General features: G+C 42.9%; 20 protein-coding genes and 1 CRISPR repeat array (1 of these 21 only partly in view). Of the genes, 9 read left to right on the top strand and 11 right to left on the bottom strand.

All coding sequences use genetic code 11. The features are described 5' to 3' along the window. Window positions 1–622: a CRISPR direct-repeat array (repeat unit 30 nt; unit sequence GTTTCAAACTCCAACGGAGCAAATTTTAAC); it reaches 2,232 nt to the left of the window's first position. A 370-nt stretch (window positions 623–992) separates the two neighbouring features. The 8 genes from cas1 to H7R39_RS05480 all read right to left on the bottom strand — a co-directional run bounded on the left by cas1 (window position 993) and on the right by H7R39_RS05480 (window position 9,373). Continuing rightward, entirely contained in the window at window positions 993–1,991 is a 999-nt protein-coding gene (gene cas1 / locus H7R39_RS05515) for a CRISPR-associated endonuclease Cas1 (protein WP_185898307.1), read from the bottom strand. A 66-nt stretch (window positions 1,992–2,057) separates the two neighbouring features. Next, complete coding sequence (gene cas2 / locus H7R39_RS05510) at window positions 2,058–2,336, bottom strand: CRISPR-associated endonuclease Cas2 (RefSeq protein ID WP_185898306.1); 279 nt, start codon at window positions 2,334–2,336, stop codon at window positions 2,058–2,060. Window positions 2,337–2,358: 22 nt separating this feature from the next. Further along, window positions 2,359–2,859, bottom strand: a complete 501-nt coding sequence (locus H7R39_RS05505; protein ID WP_185898305.1) for a CRISPR-associated protein Cas4 — start codon at window positions 2,857–2,859, stop codon at window positions 2,359–2,361. Next, entirely contained in the window at window positions 2,859–5,096 is a 2,238-nt protein-coding gene (gene cas3 / locus H7R39_RS05500; protein ID WP_185898304.1) for a CRISPR-associated helicase Cas3', read from the bottom strand. Before cas3 ends, H7R39_RS05505 begins: the two co-directional genes overlap by 1 nt. Beyond that, a complete protein-coding gene (gene cas5 / locus H7R39_RS05495; protein WP_185898303.1) occupies window positions 5,074–5,784 on the bottom strand; it encodes a CRISPR-associated protein Cas5 in 711 nt (236 codons plus the stop codon). The genes cas3 and cas5 overlap by 23 nt, the downstream gene beginning before the upstream one ends. Before the next feature lies 1 nt (window position 5,785). After that, complete coding sequence (gene cas7b, locus H7R39_RS05490) at window positions 5,786–6,727, bottom strand: type I-B CRISPR-associated protein Cas7/Csh2 (RefSeq protein ID WP_185898302.1); 942 nt, start codon at window positions 6,725–6,727, stop codon at window positions 5,786–5,788. A gap of 14 nt (window positions 6,728–6,741) precedes the next feature. Continuing rightward, on the bottom strand, window positions 6,742–8,514 hold the full coding sequence (locus H7R39_RS05485; protein ID WP_185898301.1) for a TM1802 family CRISPR-associated protein: 1,773 nt from the start codon (window positions 8,512–8,514) through the stop codon (window positions 6,742–6,744). Between the two features lie 166 nt (window positions 8,515–8,680). After that, on the bottom strand, window positions 8,681–9,373 hold the full coding sequence (locus H7R39_RS05480) for a CRISPR-associated endoribonuclease Cas6 (RefSeq protein ID WP_185898300.1): 693 nt from the start codon (window positions 9,371–9,373) through the stop codon (window positions 8,681–8,683). A 145-nt stretch (window positions 9,374–9,518) separates the two neighbouring features. Here H7R39_RS05480 and H7R39_RS05475 point away from each other — a divergent pair, with 145 nt between their 5' ends. The 5 genes from H7R39_RS05475 (at window position 9,519) to H7R39_RS05455 (ending at window position 13,994) form a co-directional block, all read left to right on the top strand. Then, a complete protein-coding gene (locus H7R39_RS05475; RefSeq protein ID WP_185898299.1) occupies window positions 9,519–10,691 on the top strand; it encodes a MalY/PatB family protein in 1,173 nt (390 codons plus the stop codon). Between the two features lie 214 nt (window positions 10,692–10,905). Next, entirely contained in the window at window positions 10,906–11,379 is a 474-nt protein-coding gene (moaC, locus tag H7R39_RS05470; protein ID WP_185898298.1) for a cyclic pyranopterin monophosphate synthase MoaC, read from the top strand. Next, the gene (locus tag H7R39_RS05465; RefSeq protein WP_185898297.1) at window positions 11,354–11,617 is read left to right on the top strand and encodes an HP0495 family protein; all 264 of its coding nucleotides are present in this window, start codon (window positions 11,354–11,356) and stop codon (window positions 11,615–11,617) included. The genes moaC and H7R39_RS05465 overlap by 26 nt, the downstream gene beginning before the upstream one ends. A gap of 8 nt (window positions 11,618–11,625) precedes the next feature. Next, entirely contained in the window at window positions 11,626–12,906 is a 1,281-nt protein-coding gene (locus H7R39_RS05460) for a hypothetical protein (RefSeq protein ID WP_185898296.1), read from the top strand. 146 nt (window positions 12,907–13,052) lie between these two features. Next, a complete protein-coding gene (locus H7R39_RS05455; RefSeq protein WP_185898295.1) occupies window positions 13,053–13,994 on the top strand; it encodes a DUF4299 family protein in 942 nt (313 codons plus the stop codon). Window positions 13,995–14,003: 9 nt separating this feature from the next. Here the strand turns inward: H7R39_RS05455 and H7R39_RS05450 are convergent, their stop codons facing one another. Then, entirely contained in the window at window positions 14,004–14,174 is a 171-nt protein-coding gene (locus H7R39_RS05450) for a hypothetical protein (RefSeq protein WP_185898294.1), read from the bottom strand. A 65-nt stretch (window positions 14,175–14,239) separates the two neighbouring features. Here H7R39_RS05450 and H7R39_RS05445 point away from each other — a divergent pair, with 65 nt between their 5' ends. Next, window positions 14,240–14,641 (top strand): hypothetical protein, encoded by a 402-nt coding sequence (locus H7R39_RS05445; protein ID WP_185898293.1) that lies wholly within the window; start codon window positions 14,240–14,242, stop codon window positions 14,639–14,641. A 1-nt stretch (window position 14,642) separates the two neighbouring features. Next, window positions 14,643–15,242, top strand: coding sequence for a tetratricopeptide repeat protein (locus tag H7R39_RS05440; RefSeq protein WP_185898292.1), 600 nt, complete (start codon window positions 14,643–14,645; stop codon window positions 15,240–15,242). Window positions 15,243–15,412: 170 nt separating this feature from the next. On the opposite strand, the gene H7R39_RS05435 is transcribed toward H7R39_RS05440, so the two are convergent. Beyond that, entirely contained in the window at window positions 15,413–15,901 is a 489-nt protein-coding gene (locus H7R39_RS05435; protein WP_185898291.1) for a YbaK/prolyl-tRNA synthetase associated domain-containing protein, read from the bottom strand. A 205-nt stretch (window positions 15,902–16,106) separates the two neighbouring features. On the opposite strand from H7R39_RS05435, the gene ung reads away from it, so the two are divergent. Continuing rightward, window positions 16,107–16,793 carry a uracil-DNA glycosylase gene (gene ung / locus H7R39_RS05430; RefSeq protein ID WP_185898290.1) on the top strand — a complete coding sequence of 229 codons (687 nt, stop codon included), beginning with the start codon at window positions 16,107–16,109 and terminating at the stop codon, window positions 16,791–16,793. 162 nt (window positions 16,794–16,955) lie between these two features. Here ung and H7R39_RS05425 read toward each other — a convergent pair whose 3' ends face one another. Further along, on the bottom strand, window positions 16,956–17,261 hold the full coding sequence (locus H7R39_RS05425; RefSeq protein ID WP_185898289.1) for a hypothetical protein: 306 nt from the start codon (window positions 17,259–17,261) through the stop codon (window positions 16,956–16,958). A 79-nt stretch (window positions 17,262–17,340) separates the two neighbouring features. Between H7R39_RS05425 and H7R39_RS05420 the strand changes: the two genes are divergently transcribed. Next, window positions 17,341–17,859: a pyridoxamine 5'-phosphate oxidase family protein gene (locus H7R39_RS05420; RefSeq protein ID WP_185898288.1), complete on the top strand. Its 519-nt coding sequence runs from the start codon at window positions 17,341–17,343 to the stop codon at window positions 17,857–17,859. The last annotated feature ends 6 nt before the right edge of the window (window positions 17,860–17,865 follow it).

Below are 17,865 nucleotides of genomic sequence, written 5' to 3'. Positions count from 1 at the left end.
GTTTCAAACTCCAACGGAGCAAATTTTAACGTGTGTATAGTGGTGCCGTAGTCTTTGCCATTGTGTTGTTTCAAACTCCAACGGAGCAAATTTTAACCGCTACGCGCCGCACGACACAAAATTTAGATTAGAGTTTCAAACTCCAACGGAGCAAATTTTAACGCGGAAACTGAGCGCGGCGCGTAGCGCGCGCGAAGGTTTCAAACTCCAACGGAGCAAATTTTAACGCAAATTTGCTAGAAATAGAGCTTAGAACGCTTTAGTTTCAAACTCCAACGGAGCAAATTTTAACATTTTTTAGCTCCTCAAGCACGGGTGCATCGAAAACGTTTCAAACTCCAACGGAGCAAATTTTAACTCAGATGAAAAAGAGTTATTTTGTCGGTGCTGACGGTTTCAAACTCCAACGGAGCAAATTTTAACTTGATTATTCCGACAAAAAAGGGGAATATGAGGATTTGTTTCAAACTCCAACGGAGCAAATTTTAACTTTCAATATCTCGTTTAAATTCGTTCAAATTTGAATGTTTCAAACTCCAACGGAGCAAATTTTAACCAGCGAACTTTAGTCGCTTATTCGGTTGCTAGGATGGTTTCAAACTCCAACGGAGCAAATTTTAACAGCACCAAAATATACATTTTTAGGGCTACTAAAAACCAAAGTCTATATTTTTACGCCTTAAATTTGCATAAAATTCAAAATAGCATAGATATAAAATGGCCCAAATTTCAGCATTTCTAAAATCTTAGAAAAAGCTTTATCGACATGATTTGGATTTAAAAAGCCACTCAAAAATCAAATATCCCACCGCGAAAAGAGCAAGCTAGCACCCCCCCCAACCCGACACCGTAGCCAAAGACGCATAAGTCAAATTTAACCGCAAATGCGTAGCGATTTTTGTGCCGCATTTTGATGAAGTCAGGACTCTAAAATCAAATCATCAAAATGCAACCGCGACCTTTTGCTGGACCTTACCGACAAAAGACCAAATTTACCCCCACCTAAACCCCTCATAAGGCGCATCTTCGCAGATACATTTTTTGATCTGATTTGCCTCGCGGCGGATCACCTGCCGCCACGTGAGATTTTGCCCACCAAGCGAAATCGTTTCGCCAAGCCTCGCGATCATTTTTAGCTCTATTTTTTGCACGGCATCGTTGCTAAATTTTATCCGCCCGGCGTCCGTTTGAAAGTCCTTTGCCGTGATCTCCTTTTTATTTAGCATGCTAAAAATCAGCGTGTCGCCCAAAATCGGTTTAAAGATCTCGGCAAGATCGAGGTGCAGGCTCAGCGCACGGTAGTTTGGCTCGTGCAAAAAGCCGATGCGCGGATCAAGCTCGGTTTTGTAAATTTCGCTGAGGCAGACGTTATAAATGCGCGTATTTACGTAGCTTATGAAGCTGTTGATTTTATCGGCGGGCGGGCGCTTGGAGCGGACGGTAAATTTAAAGCTTTTTTGATCCGCGATTATCTCGTTCCACTTTTCGTAGTATAACTTTTGAAACGCCCCTTCCACCGCCATTATCGCAGGCGCGTCCGCAGCAGCGTTTAGCGCCTCTATATGTGGCGAGACGTCAAATTTCACGCCGTGTCTTTTGCAGTTTGCCGCGTCGTTTAGGATGTGCGCGCGAGTAATCTCGCGGGCGATGTAGGCGCGCTTAAGCGGGTCGTCAAAAGCGCGGACCTGATTTAGCAGCACGAAGCCGCTTTTATTGACCGAGTTTGAGGTATTTGGATAAAAATTACCTCGAAAGCTCTGATACGGGCTAAAAACGTGCAAAAGGATGTTGTTATCCGCCAGAAACGCCATAGTGTAGGTATCGATCTGCACTTTTGCCAGTACGTAAATTTCATCGATCGCGTTTATCGGCAAAATTTTACTAGCGACGACCGCGCCCGCATCATCAAATTTATCAAAATAGATATTGTTATCTTGCCTGCGAAGCCTGCCTGTGCTCAAAATAAAATGCGTCCTGTCGCTTTTTTGCATCTTTTTTCCTTAAATTTAGCTGGGATTTTAAACGCCGCCAAACTCGGCAAATTTACGCGAGCAAATTTAACTAAACAGCGCGCCGCTTTTATCCTGTCCGATTACGATACGCTTGGAGTATTTCAGCGAATTAAACGTATAAATCACGATAGAATCGAGCTGTGCAATGCACTCTTTTTGCAAAATCGCAGTTAGTTTTTTAAAATCGCTCTCGCGAATCTCGCCTTCAAAAACGGAAAACTGCACGCGAGGCAGAAACTTCTCGACCGCCTTTCTGATGCGGTTTGAGTTGTTTTTTTCTTTTTGCTCGGCGCCGGCGATGTCGTAAAATAAAATCACGTACATTTTTCTAACATTTTTCTAAATTTTAACTCGCACAATATCCGCTATAAGCGCAGTTTGTGCAAAATTTACCCTGCGTAAATTTCGGCGGTCGCTCCAGATTTACGAGCGCCGTTATCTCGCTTAAAATTTGCTCTATTAGAGCGAAATTTTCACTGCTATCCTCTACCAAAATTACCTTTTTACCGCTGATTAGTTTGCCTTTTACCTCTTTTAAATTTAAGCTCGTTTTCAAAAGATAGATATAAAAAAGTAGCTGTATTTTGCCCGCAATCTCGTTTTTTAGGCTTTTTTTGTATTCGGTGACGAGATAATGTCCGCGCTGCTTGGAAAGTTTGTCGAATTTTAAATTTGAAAATGCGAAATCCTGCAAATCGCTCTCTTTGGTGTCCGCCAGCGCCTTGCCCATCAGCACGTTTTCATCCTCCTGATCGGCGTGGATATGGTGCGCGTAAAGCCACGCCTCGCGCTTACAGGTAACGTAATAATTCACAAGCGTGCCGGTGATTTGGTCTTTGCAAAACATTAGTCAAATACCTCGTCCTCAATATCCAAATTCGTATCTTTTTTAAGCCCGTAATCCGTGCTATAAAAATAAGACGAGCCAAACGGTAGATAAAACATATCTTTTAGCCCGCGTATTTGCTTTAAATTCGGCAATAATTTCTCTTTATCTTTTAGTGTTACGTTTATGCTAAATTTCGACAACTTTCTGATATGATTTTTTAAAATATCTCGTATCGTAAATTCGTCATTTTGGCTATTTTTAATTTCAAGAATTTTAGCTTCAAAATCCTTAATGAAATTTTCTTTAGCTTCGATTATTAGCGTTTGTTTGCAGTTATCATCCATAACCTTTTTGATCACTTCGTTAATGTCTTCAAACTCAAGCTTTTTTATTCTCTTTCCTATGTCGCTTTCATCCGTATCTTGTTCCAGCTGAGCGCTAACTTTTTGAAAAAATGAATTTGAAATTTCTAAAATTTCGCTCTCTTGCACCTCTCTTTGCCTAAAATCCTCCAAAATAGTTCCGCTTACTTTATACAAATCGCCGTAAATTAAATTTGTAAATTTACTTATTTCAGGAAAGACGTATAACTCTCCGCAAATTTTTCCAAAATGCCTATTTACGCGCCCTGCGGTCTGTATGATAGAGCTAATGGGCGAGACTTCGCGAAATCCCACGTCAAAGTCAAGATCCACTCCCGCCTCAATAGACTGCGTGGAAATTAATAAAATTTTACTCGCGAACGGATCGTTTTTGCTCTTACTTATCCTATATCTTACCATTCTTATAATCGCTCGCTTATGCCTATCATACATATATCCGTTTAAGCAAAAGCAGCTAAATTTATCTCTTAGTTTTACAAACAGCTCCTGCGCTTTTTTGATCGTATTTACGACGACGAGGGTATTTTTATCGCTTGCGACCTGGCAAATCTTTTCCAAAAGCCCATCTTCGCCGTTTATGTCAAGCCATTTTATGACGTATCTATCCTGCTTTGAAAAATACTCTAAATTTGAAATTTCTTTAAAATTTTCGCTTTTAATAACTGGCATCGTCGCCGACATAAATATAAAAATAGTGCCGAGCCGCTGTGAAATGATCTCGCAAAGCAGGATAAAATCTTTTCTAAAATTATACGGGATCGCTTGGGCCTCGTCGATGATAACGACGCTATTTTTGAGTTGATTAAATTTAACGTTGTCTTTGTTTTTATTGCCAAATAGCGCAAATATCAGCTGATAAAGCGTAGTTACGTTTATCTCACCGCTAAAAGATTCCATCAAAAATTTGATCTTAGAATACCTATCCTCCTCGGTTAGATTTTTTTCATCTATCGTCGTTTTGTGGTGAGCCTTACTAACCGAAATATCGCTATTTTTATAAATTTTTGCGATTATATCGTAGGTCTGATCGATTATCGAAGTGAAAGGAAGCGCATAAATTATGCGAGATTTGTTAAATTTCAAGGCAAAATTTAGAGCGGTCAAGGTCTTGCCGTAGCCAGTCGGCGCAGTCAAAGTAAAAAGTTTGTAATTTTCGTCAAAGTTGTTTAAAACAAATTTTCTAAACGTATCTCGCTTATTTGGTTTTTCGTCGCCTGATTTTTCCGCTAATTTTGAAATATGTCTTTCTAGCTCACAAAGCGGAATTTGCTTATTTCCTTGCCTTGGCTTATTAAAGATAGCCTCAAATTTATCGCTATAAACTAAATTCGAGTATAGGCTTTTGAAATTTATAAAATCTTTATACGTAAAATTGCGATAGGTTAATCGGCAAGAAAACATTTGAAGGCTCATAGCTTTCTTTAAGAACTCATCTTTTTTAGTAGATAATCCCGAATAAATCTCGATATTTTTAGCGGCGTCGGCCACTTCGTCCCAGTATTTTAGCTCTTTTGAATTTTCAAAATTATCGCCCAAAAATTTGTTATCTTCGCGCACTAATCTATCTAAATTTAATACGTCGCCATGGTGCGAAACGATGGCAAGAAAGCCAAATAGAGTCGGTATTTCATCAAATTTTGAATTTAGTAAGAAAAAATATGCCGATAAAAACGAGTGGTTTTTATCCAGCTTATCGTTTGAGGTATCTCTGATGTAAATTTGAAAATTATTCTTCAGTTTTGCGATGTCGTGATAGAGCTTTACCTGCTTATCTAGCTCTTCATCGCCGGGAGAGATCATATTTTTTATATGATTTTCTAAAAGCTTATTTGGATGAGACCAAAACTCGTCAAATAAAATAGACTCTTTCATCGTTTATCTGATATATATTTCCATGATTTTTAGATTTTATAGGTTCTTTGCTGTTTATCTCCATCACAAAGTCTTTAAAATCTTTAAAAATTCGTCCATTTTCGCAGTCGCAAGGCATTCTTGCCGTAGTTAATTTCGCATTTTCATTAATACCGTCAAAAATAAAATCATCCATAAGCGTAAATGTATCTATAAAGCTTTCATCCTGCGATATTTTTTCGCATATTTTTATATCGATCCAGCTAAAATCGGCTATACAAAAGTTTATCCCAAGATACGGCGTAAAGGCGGTTTTATGCTCTTTTAAATTTGAAATTATTTTATCCCGATATCTTTGCTCTAAATTTTCTAAATTTAAAAATACGATATAAGACGGCGAGCAAATAAGTTCTCTGCAAAACTGCTTTTTCTCCTTTGCGTTTTGATAGCCTTCCTCTATATGCATACTGCTTGAGAGGGCAAATTTTATGCCGTTAAAAACAAAACTCTTTTTTAAAATTTGCCTATCTATTTTTATGCTGTATCTGATGCCTGATAGCTTAAAATACTCTTCTTCGCCTATAACGGCACCCAAAAAGCCCATTATAGCGGTCTTTGGCGGCACCGGATAGGTTAGGCTAGAATAAATCGTCGCCGGATGCGAGAAATGAGCGTAATCGCCGAACAATCTAAAAGCAATAATGCTCATTTTATGCCTCTATCTTTTTCCAGCTACTGTCAAAATTTTCTTTGTTTATCGCTTCAAAATCATAATCGCTCATATACTCTATTTTTTCTATATTTGCGGCATATCTTGCGAGTTTATTTTTTAAATTTGTGAAGTCGATAGCGTATTCGTTGATACTTCTTATCGCCCTATCGTCTTTTTCGCTTTTTAGGCTTATGCTATTGTTTAGATCGCCCGCAAATGTATCGTCTTTGTACGTGATGATTAGCATAAACCTCGGAGTCTGGCCGATTTTGGAGCGAGTCGTTAGGTTTTTAGTGCCGTGCCATAAGGCTTTTAAAATTTTAGCTTCATCGGCTTCGTTAAAGCCGGTTTTTGCCGCATTATAATTATCGATAATGCCGTAAGTAGCAAAAATAGCGTATCTTAAAAATCTTTCCTCTCTAAAGGTCGCTTGATCTTTTTGTTTTTTTGACTCATTTGGATCGTAATCGCTGGCAAAAGCACCGGTCCCTTTAACATACTCTATTTCGACCTTGTTTAGGGATTTGCTCAATCTAAACTGCACCGGCCCCGTAAACTGAACGCCAGCGGTTTTTATCTCCTTATCCTGTTTCATTTCGTCTTTATCCGAAATCGGCAACACGCCGCCGAATGCGCGAATATCGATAAATTTAGACAAAATTTCTTTTTGCAGTTCGCTTTTGCTTTGTTTTATGTTTATACTTTGTCTGATCGCCGTTTTAGCGTCTAGTACGGCATCTTCTATCCTATACTCCTTTATAAAAATCGACGCCTCGTCTTTTTTCATAATCTCGTCCCTAATAGTTCTTTTTATACGCACGTCCGTTACTTCGGCTATGCCGGTCTCATCATCGCATCTTGGAGCGTTATCCTTTAGCATATCGCCGTTTGGGTTCCAATTCTCTCCATCCCACAAAAAAAGTATCTCTTTTTTCTGCATCTTATTCTCCTTGCTTATTTTGTTTTATCTTTTAAAAATTTACGATAATCGCTTCCGCCCATAGCAAAAGCAAGCGTAATGTATGAGCTTTTGACCGTTTTTCCGGCCCTTTTTGCAAAAAATGTTTGTGGTAAAATTTCAATCAAACACTCTTTTATGTTTTCAACATTAGAATTCGGTTTGCCGGAAGCGCCTTTTAACTTTCTAATCATCTCATCGCATTTAGTCCAAATTCGTTCCAAACTTTCTTTATTTATCGAGCCGTAGTTATCAAGCCAGTTGCTAAACGATACGCCGCCGTTAACGCCGAGCTGCCAGTTTATCAGAGCTGCGCTTAGCATACCGAGCAAATAAGCGCTAATGAGCGCGTCGTTTTGATTTAAAAACTCGCTATTTTTGATTAGCTCTTTAATCAGTTCCTTTTTATCGGTTAAATTTTCCAAATCGCACTCCTTTTGAAACACTAGTTTTTTATTTAAGACATCGATTTCATTAAAAAAATTTTGATATTTCGTAATATTTTCAAACGTTCTTTCTTTATAAAAATCGTTAAAATATTTGCTCCATTCTAATTTTTTTGCATAACTTTTATTGACGCTACCGTAATAAATCAAATCGCTATATCTTTCTATCATAATCTCTAAATCAAATTTATTTCGCGACAGTAAAAAACTCATCACGCTTAGCCCGTCTTCAAACAAATTTTGCAAATAAATCGTCTCGTCGGTTCCACCGTTTTTTTCATAGAAGGCTTTTATATCAAAACTACCCATTAAATTTGAAATATGAGAGATAAAAGAGGGCAAAACATCATCTATCGCAAGCTTTAAATCGATAGCGGCGTTACTTTGCGTATAAAATAAAATCGTATTTAAAACAGGCAAATTTTCCTGCTTTTTAGCAGCGGCTTCGAGATAATAATCTATGCTAAATTTTATAACTTTTTCAGATATTTGAATGCTTTTTATATCGCTTTTTGAAGTTTCTTCTAGTATTTTTACAATCTCTTCTAAATTTACCGACCTACCTAAAATCATCGGCAAAATCGCCATTTTCATACCGTAAAAATTATGCGATAGCTTATCTTTTATAGCTTTAAAGCCGTTTTCTACCTTTTTTGCGCTAACGGCGTTTAACGGCAGGAGTTTGGATTTGATAAATTGCATATTAGCGGGCATCTCATTTACCGAGCAAAACGCTAAATTTGCATCGCCGCCTATGCCTTTTTCATTTGTTAAAATATCGTATCCGTAAGATGATTTTTGCTCTTTTACGCTGATATGATTTTCAAAAATTTGCTTAAAATAGGCAGAAACGGGTTTGCCCTTGTATGAGAGCGAGAAAAAAGTAGCGACTTTTTTGCCTTTTTCCTTTTTTATCTCATCAAGGTCTTTGATTTCATCTATAATATCGGCAAAATATTCTTCATTTATACTTGGTAACATAGACAAAATAGCGTCATTTTCTATATTGCTCGGCTCGAAAAATGAGAGCAAATTTGAAACCGATCTCAAAACGCCTTTTATAAATTTAACTTCGTCTTTATTTACTTCTTTGGATAAAAATTGAGAATTTGGAAAAAGATTACCGGAATTTGCGCCTACGCCAAATCTACATATTATCAGATCGTCTTTGCTTATGTTTAAATTCGGTTCTATTCGCTTGCTTTCTATGTCACAGAGATACGCTTTGATTGCGTCGTATTTGTAGGCTTCGTTTTTGAGACGCTTTTCGTCTTTTTGGTATATTTCGCCTATGTCGGCGAAAATTTTAACTATATCGCCCAAGAGATTCCCCTAAATTAAGTTGGCATAATTATACTGCAAGCGATCTTTTATGTCAAGTTATTATAATTTACATAGATTTTACTTGATTTTTTAAGTAAGTTTTTATAAAATACTCTTTGAAAAGCAAGCAGTACTTGTTTTCCTTATAGGCTTTTAAATTTATATTTTACTTAACTTGCTTTTCCTCCACCATCTCCACAAACCCCACTCCGCAGTTCATACATCCACTTCCTACGCCCGCATCAAGGATCAAATTTATGAGCTCGGGCTGTGCATAAATTTTCCATTTTGCTTGCCAAGCTTGAACCGGCGAGCGGCTATTGCCGTAATAAAAATTAAATGGGTTTTGCAAATTTTGCCAGAGTAAATTTAGCTCAAATTTGCCCTCGTATCTGCATCCGGTAAGCGTTTCAAATCTTTGCAAGGCGTTTGTTTTCATCATCTCAAGATGCCTAGAATCTTGCGGTTGCAGATAAATTTTATGCCCCAAAAGCCCGCTTACCGCGCATGCTACGCAGCCTTGCAGCACCGTTTCGCTTTGCGTAGTTCTGTGCTCGCTAACCGCCACCGTCGTATCGCACAGACAAAGTTCGCCTAAATTTAACCCATCTTTTAGCACGGCAAGCGCGATTATTTTTTCAAATTCCGGCTCATAAGAGGTAAATCTAATTCGCAAATTTGCGCCCTTTAAACGAAAATCAAAATTCGTTCGTTTAAAAATTTTGCCGCTGGGCTCATGCCTATATCCCTCGTGCTCGGCGCTTGGTAGATAGCGGTAGACGTAGCCTTGGATGAGCTGAGGCAGTGCCTTTGAAATTTTTAAATTTGCGCTTGGCAAACGTGAGGTTATCGTGAGCATTTTTATCCTTAAATTTGCTAAATTTTTAATGCAATTATAAAAAATATTGCATTAAAAATCGACTTTGCTCAAAAATGTAGCAAAATTTTAAATTTTACCCGTCAAATTCGCTAAAATATCCGCAAAAATTACGCAAGGAGAGCAAATGAAATACGATTTTGACGCGCCTGTAGAGCGAGGCGGGACGTATTCGTCAAAGTGGAAAATAAGCGGCGACGAGCTACCGATGTGGGTGGCGGATATGGATTTTAAGGTCGCGCCCGAAATTTTAGAAGCGCTGCAAAAGCGCCTAGACAACGGGGTTTTTGGCTACTCGTACGTGCCGTGGGAGTGGAGCGAGGCCATCTGCTCGTGGTGGAGCAGGCGCCACGACGTCAAATTTGACCCAAATTGGCTGATTTTTTGCACGGGCGTGATCCCGATCATCAGCTCCGCCGTGCGCAAATTTACGAGCGTGGGCGATAAAATCGTGATCCAAAGTCCTGTCTATCACGTATTTTACCGCAGTATCGAAAACAACGGCAGGATCGCGCTCACAAACGAGCTAGCATACGACGGGCGAGGCTACGATATAGACTTTGCAGACCTCGAAGAAAAGCTCGCCGACCCGCTAACGACGATGTTTATCCTTTGCAACCCGCACAATCCCGTCGGCAAAATTTGGAGCGAGGAAAAGCTAGCCAAAATCGGCGAACTATGCTATAAACACGGCGTTTTGGTGATCTCCGACGAGATTCATTGCGACATCACGAGCCCGGGCAAAAGCTACGTGCCGTTTATCCGCGCGAGCGAGACTTGCAAAAACATCTCGATCACCTGCGTTTCGCCGACCAAAGCCTTTAACATCGCCGGCCTTCAAAGCTCGGCCGCCGTAGTGCCAAATCCCAAACTGCGCGCCAAAATGGCAAAAGCTATCAACGACGACGAGGTGGGCGAGGGCAATGCGTTTTCTTGTATCGCGGCGATCGCGGCGTTTGAGCGGGGAGAAGCGTGGCTCGAGCAGATGCGCGAATACGTAGAGCAAAACCGCAAAATCGTGAGCGCGTTTTTACAAAACGAACTGCCGCAGATCAGGCTCGTGGAGCAGGACGCTACCTATCTACTCTGGCTTGATTGCCGCGAAATTTGCGACGACGCGAGCGATTTTCATAAATTCTTACGCCAAAAAGCGGGCCTTTGGCTAAACGACGGCAACGCGTATAGAGGCGCGGAAAAATGCTTCTTACGCCTCAATATCGCCACGCAAAGATCGCGCGTGCTAGAGGGGCTAAAACGCCTAAAATCAGGCGCTCTGGCCTACGCGAAAAGTAGGGAATAATATATTTACGAAAAATTGGGATAAAATTTAGACCTTTTTGGTATGATTTGCGCGTCCGACAAGAAAACCTCCTTTTTGTAACGGCGCCTCGGCTCCCCCTGCCGAGGCGTTTTTGTCTTATTCATTAAGCTTTTTTAGTTATAATCCTTCTCATAAATTTACTCCGCCTAGCTCAAATTTAAGCAAATTTAGCACTTCAGGCGAAAGGACGAAAATGCTAACTCACATAGACGAAAACAACCGCCCTAAAATGGTCGACGTAAGCGACAAGGGCGTAACTACGCGCATAGCCGTAGCAAGCGGCATTATAAAAATGTCGCGCGAAGCCTTTGACGCGATCAAAAACAACACTGGCAAAAAAGGCCCAGTCCTGCAAACCGCCGTCGTAGGCGCGATAATGGGAGCGAAAAAGACGAGCGAACTCATCCCGATGTGCCACCCGCTGCTAATCAGCGGCATAAACTGCGATATCGAAGAGCTAGCTGATATCTGCGCCTACAAGCTAACCGTTAGCGTCAAGATAGACGGCAAAACCGGCGTCGAGATGGAGGCGCTAACAGGCGTTAGCGTCGGTCTCCTAACGATCTACGATATGATAAAAGCGATAGATAAAACCATGCAGATAACAGATATCGCGCTAGAAAGTAAGAGCGGAGGCAAAAGTGGCGACTACGTGCGATCTAAATAAAGAACCAGAAATCATCTATCCAAATTTTTGGGAATACAAAATCATCGTGCTTGAGAATGAAAGCGCCGAAGCTATTGCGCAGGGCGTCGTAGGCGAGAGACAACACAAGATAACGCCGTCAAAATCGAGCAAAGAGAGCAAATACAAAAGCTACAATCTAAGCGTTTTGGTTAATTCTAACGAGGAGCGATTAGAGATATTTTCCGCGCTAAGACGCGTTTGCAAATACGTACTATAAGGACTTTCATGCAAAATTTAGTCTTCATCCAAACCATAAAAGAGAACAAAAACGACCCGCAAATTTCCGTTTTGATAAGGGAATTTGCGCTAAGCGAGTTTAGAAAAAGCGTCAAAGGCGCAAAAAACGGCGACGCAAACGCGGCTCTGGCTAAAGAGTTTGAGCAAATTTGCGAGGCGCTAAAGAGCGAGGATCTGCTAAACCGCCAAAACGTCGCCAACCTCATCCAAAGCGCGGGCGACGCGCTCAGCGAGGCAAAAGAGCAGTACATCCACCGCCTAATCTACGAAAAAGAGCAGATCGAGCGGCAAATTTACGCGCAAAAAGACGAGATCAAAAACGACGTTCGCGAGCTGCTTGAAAATATGGAAAATTTCATCAAAAGCAGCGACCTGGCGGATAAAGAGGAAATTTTAACCGCGATAGACGAAAAAATGCTCTGCGAGCTGCAAATGCTGGGAATCCTAAAAGAAACCACCGAGGCGGCGTTTCTAACCGCGATCGAAAAGGGCGACGATGTGAAGGACACGGTGGAGCAAATCGCCAAAAACGTCGTGCTTAGCGCGATAAACGAGGGCGAAGCGAGCAAAGAGCGCATCCTGGAGATCGCAAGGACGGTCTGCGAGGCGGCGACCGAGCTAGCCGACGTCGATCAGGCTTTTGCCAAAGAGCTAATAAGCGGCGCGATCGGCGGCGTAAAAGAGGCGCTTAGCAAAAGAACGGAGAAGTTTATCGAGGAGATCAAATTTGCCCCAGACGGCCAAACGCTGCTAGGCGAAGCTAAAGAATTTATAAGGCTCGAGGAGAGGTTCGTGGCAATGCTGCGCGATATGGCGCGCTCGGATGAGCCGTCTGCTGCCGTGATAAACGAAATCCTAGACGAGTCCGTCGATAGCTACTTCGCCAAATTTAAGCGACTACAAAACGACGTTTCGCGCCAGATCGAGCTTCAGCTAGAGGAGCTAAAATTTAACGAAAATATCGATAAATTCGCTAGCCTTGCCGGAGCTAAATTTGAGGAGCTAAAGCGCGAAGTCGGTCAAGCAGGCGATAAATTTAAAGAAAATTTTAACGCCAAAGAACGCCTCGAAGCGCTCAAAAAAGATATCAGCGACTTCGAAAAACGAACCGAGGAGAAGCTAAGCGCGATAAATGCGAGCGAGATCGGCGAAAATCTCAAAGCAAAATCAAAAGAACTAGGCGAGAAGCTCTACAAAGCCGCCGAAAATCTCATAAAAACCGCCAAAGAAAAAATCGGCAAAAAAGAGGACGAGAAAAAGGACGAGTAAGCCAAATTTGGGCGCGTATGCTTAAATTTGCGCCCGAATTTTTATTCTCGCTCTAAACGGCGGCAAATTTGACGCGGTAAATTTAGGCTCAAATTTGACTCCGCCAAAACGCCGCGAAAGTCAAATTTAACTCCAAAGGATCAAAAATGAGCATCACGTTTTTCGTCAAAAATAAAAAGAAATTTCTAGTCGGCCTTGCGCCCGTGATGAGCGTAGAGGAGGCGCTGCGAATAGTGCCCAATTTATCGCAGTTTAACGCGGACGAGGATGACGAGGAGTTTGACGCCGAGGGCTTTTACGGCGCGAAGCTCGACGAGCTTGACTGCCTCGTTGCCGGCACGGACGGACTTAGCGGGCGCGGCTTTGAGATCGGCTGCGAGGACGAGGCCTATAACGTCCGCATCGGCACGCCAAGCACCCGCACGGACTGGAAAATCGCTCTAGAGTACCTAAAAAACCTAGCCATAAAAATGGACGGCGAAATCGTGAGCAAGGACGGCAAGAAATTTAGCGCGCAAAATATCGAGGGCTTTGACTATGAGCCCGATATACGCGCGGGACTAGAGGCGATAGAGCAAAATTTGCAAAAAGAGGCGCAAATCAGCACGATTTACGGCACGCGAAACGAAGTGTCGCTTGATCAAAAGATCATAGCTCGCATCCTCGGCGCGAAGGATCCCGCGGGCGAATTTAGCAAATTCGTAACCGATATCCAAAACCTGGACGCGTATTTTGCAAATCAGATGTTTTATCGCAGGAACGATAACGGCGAGATCATCGGGCAGTATGTCCTGTCGCAAGGCGTCGTTACCGCGCTACCGTATGAGCCTAGCGTGGAGTATAAAAATTTACAAATGCTAGGCGATGAGAAAGTTGCGCGCTGGTCTGTCGCGATATTTGGCGGAGAGGGCGACGACGACGAAAAATACGAGATCCTAGCGACGCTGAAATATGAAAATTTCATCCAAAATTTGCCAAAAGATAAATACGAATTTATCGACGCTAAAAATATCGTCGTAAGCGCGTTTAGCAAAGCAGAATTTGACGCGCTCATCGCAAAATGCGGCGAAGATGGGCTGGCGGACTGAGCCGTTTAGCTAGTGGCGGCGATTTGCCTCCTGTGCTATAAATTTAGTGGCATAGCTAAATTTATAGCCGAATTTGACCGCCGCCTTACCCCAAAACAGTGCCAAATTTGACTCAAGATAGATCAAATTCGGCGTCAAATTTAAAGCTCCGCAAAGCCGTAAATTTAACCACGATCCCAAAATATTGATTTGCGCCGTCCCCTTTAGATAAAATCAGCCGCAAGAAAACACAAAGGAGATCAAAAATGCGAAAAACTTTCCTGCCTATTTTATGCGCCTTCCTGCTAGGCGGATGTACTACGTACGGCATCGGCCCCTCTAATATATTTTTAGAAAACAAAGAGCTATCCCAGCTAAAAGGCCGCCATATCCTAGATATGGAAAAGTACTCCGGCGGCTGGTCGCATATCGAGATAGGTATGCTTTCAAACAAATTCTATATGCAATACGAGCCTCGCGAAGTGCTATCGGTTAATAGATCGTGCAACTTCTGGGGTTGCAGCGTAACAGGCGTCAACTACAGCACCTACGGTTTTGTATACTTTACCACCGATAAGGACGGCTATATCACGGACTACGCCGAGGACGGCGACGCGATAAGGAGCGTCAAGCATAAATTTAAAGACCTGCTAGTACTGGAGAACTAAGATGAAAAAGACGGTAATAACATTATGCGCATTTGCGATCACTGCGGCGTTTGGGCTCTCTAACGAGGATTACGATAAATTTATAGCGCTAGACGATAGCGGAAAATATAAAGAAGCACTGGCCTTTATCAAACCTAGAGCCGATAGCGGCGACGCCAGAGCGGTCGCGCTCGTGGGTTACCTATACGAGGTAAGGATGTCTAATATCGGTGAAGGCGTAAAATGGTACAAAAAAGCCATGGGACTAAATGATTCGCTCGCCCACTCCAATATGGCGCGGATCTACTACCGCATGACGGATTATAAGCTAGCCGCACAGACCTTTGAAAAGGCAAGCAAACTAGGCGACACTGGCGCGGACGCAATGCTAGGAAATATGTATCTAAACGGGATACATTTTAAAAAAGACTATAAAAAAGCGCTCATCTACATCCAAAAAGCCGTTGCCGACGACGACCCGCACGCTCTAACCGATCTAGCTATATGCTACGAGAACAGCTACGGCGTCGCAAGGGATATGGATAAAGCCATAGAGTTCTACAAGCGCGGAGCAGCGGGCGGTAACGAATACGCCAAAAGAGCGCTAGAGAGGTTGCAGTAGTAGGCTACGCCGGGCAATATCAAATATATTTACCGCCCGCAAACAACACGCATATCAAGCGGTAAATTTGACCGCATCAGTTGCGCAAATTTCTGCCCGTTTTTAGATTTGAAAATACTTTTGCATTTTGAGTATCTCGGTTAAATTTTATCCTTTTTAGACTAAATTTCTCACTCCGTCGTTGCAAATTTGACTAGCTTCGGCTGTGCGATGCGCTCGTAGTCCTTTGTGTTTAAAATGATAGAGCGATCTAACAAGCCTGCATTAAAGGCGAGCTCGGCATAGCGCGCAAGCAGGCTGGGATCAGCGATCAGCTCTAGCTCCTCGTGAAAGCTAAACGGCGGAACGCTACCAAAAACGCAGTCAGTGAGTCGCATAGCCTCGTCAGGGCTCGCTAGGCTAGCTCTCGTACCGCCAAACGCCTGTGCGATGAGCTGCAAATCGGCCTTGTAATCCGCCGGCAGCACGGCCAAAACATATCGTTTGGCGCCGCCGCCTTTTACGACGCAAACGAGCGCCTTAGCCCCCTGCCCTAGCTCTGTGCCGCGCGCTACGGCGACCTCGGCCGAGGTTTTAGCGCTAGCGTGAGATACCGCGCGAAAGTCCGCATTTTGCGTGCTTAGCAGCTCTTTTAGTTTCTCGAAAATTTGCTCGGACATTGTTGTTCCTTTATTTAAAATTTAGTTTAAATTATACAGCAAATTTTAAAACCGCCCTGCTCTTTTTTGAAAATTTAACAAGATAAACGCGTCCAAATTTGAGCCCGTCTTAAACCGCCTAAATTTAAATATTTTTTGGCTATCATTTTGCAAATTTGCCTTAAAATGAACGTAAAGAAAAAGAGCAAATTTGCAAAGGAAAATCATGCAAATCGATAAAATCCAAATCGAAGCAGGCTGGAAAGAGGTGCTAAAGGAGGAGTTTTTGAGCGAAAATTTCGCCCGCGTGAAGGAAAATTTCCTGCGAGCAAAGGCTGCTGGCGAGGTCTATCCGCCAAATGCGCTGATATTTAACGCCTTTAATCTCACGCCGTTTAACGCCGTCAAAGTCGTGATCCTAGGTCAAGACCCATATCACGGCGCGGGGCAGGCGATGGGGCTAAGCTTCTCCGTACCGCGCGGCGTCAAGATCCCGCCGAGCCTCGCCAATATCTATAAGGAAATCCACGACGATCTAGGTATCGCGGAGCCAAACTCGGGCGATCTGAGCTACTGGGCGAAGCAGGGCGTGCTACTGCTAAACGCGACGCTAACCGTTAGCGCTGGGCAGGCTAACTCGCACTCTGGTTTTGGCTGGCAGGAGTTTACGGATGCTGCGATTAGGAAGCTTAGCGAACGCGCCCAGAACGTCGTTTTCATGCTCTGGGGCAACCCAGCTAAGGCCAAAATCCCTCTCATCGACGCTAACAAACACCTTGTACTAACGGCGGCTCATCCAAGTCCGTTAGCGCGCGGCGCGTTTTTTGGTTGCAGGCACTTTTCAAAGGCGAATTTGTATCTCGCCGAACACGGCAAAGCGCCGATAGATTGGGATTTAAATAACGCGGTTTAGGATGGTTTGATTTTGGCTACGATAAAGCGCACTTTTGTGATTTGGACTAAATAGACTACGTCAAATTTGCAATAAAAAGCTCGTCAAACTATCTCTGGCGGGTTTAAAATTTGCTTTTGGCTTTACTCGATAAAAGCGGCTCAAATTTTCTATAAAACAGGCCTACTTTTGCGCTTTCTCCGCCCTCATCTCGTCTAGCATAGATTTTATCTTGGCCGATTCGCGCTCGCAAAATTTCTCGTCGCCGCTTTGTATGATTAGCGCCGCTTGGCCATCCTGCGCTTTTTGTAGCTCGCTAAATTTAAGCTCAAAGAGCCTAAAGGCCTGCGGATCGTCTTTTAACTGCTTGGATTTTATTTCGTAAAGCTCGTTTAGGTAAATTTTGCTTTGATTCACGTACTCCTCGCACGCGTTTTGAGCGCCAAAAGCCAGCGCGCCGAGTGCGCAAAATGTCAATACTTTTTTCATCATCGTCCTTTAAATTTGTAAAATTATACACTTTTTTAGGGTTTAAATTTTATAATTTTCAAAAATTTAAAGGCGGAAAATGAGACGAAAAGATAGAGAACTAAGCGCTCAGGAGGGGCTTGCGATCATCGATGCGTGCGAATACGGCACGATCTCTTGCATTGGTGAGGCGGGTGAGATCTTTAGCGTGCCGATTTCGGTCGTGCGCGAGGGAGAGAGCGTATTTTTGCACGGCGCTCCTGCGGGTTCTAAGGCAAGACTGCTAAAGGACGGCAAGAGCGTGACGCTAGTTTGCGTGAGCTACGCGCAAGTGCCGGTTTTGACGGATGAGCAGCTATACGCGATCAAGGACGACGGCAAGGCGCTTGGCGCGAAAGTCTTTACGACCGAATACAAATCCGCCGTCGCCGTAACCAAGGCCTACGCCGTGACGGACGAGGCGGCGAGGCTGCATGCGCTACGGCTACTTAGCGAAAAATACACGCCAAAGTATATGCGAACCTTTGGCGTCGCGGCGGCTCACGGGCTAAAGGCGATGAATATCTACGAGCTAAAGATCGCGAACATAACGGCAAAGGCGAAGATTATTCGGGATTAAATTTAC

Source organism: Campylobacter massiliensis, assembly GCF_014253065.1.
Taxonomy (GTDB): domain Bacteria; phylum Campylobacterota; class Campylobacteria; order Campylobacterales; family Campylobacteraceae; genus Campylobacter_A; species Campylobacter_A massiliensis.
The sequence above is the reverse complement of the archived record's forward strand: the minus strand, read 5'-3'. Positions and strand labels throughout refer to the sequence as shown.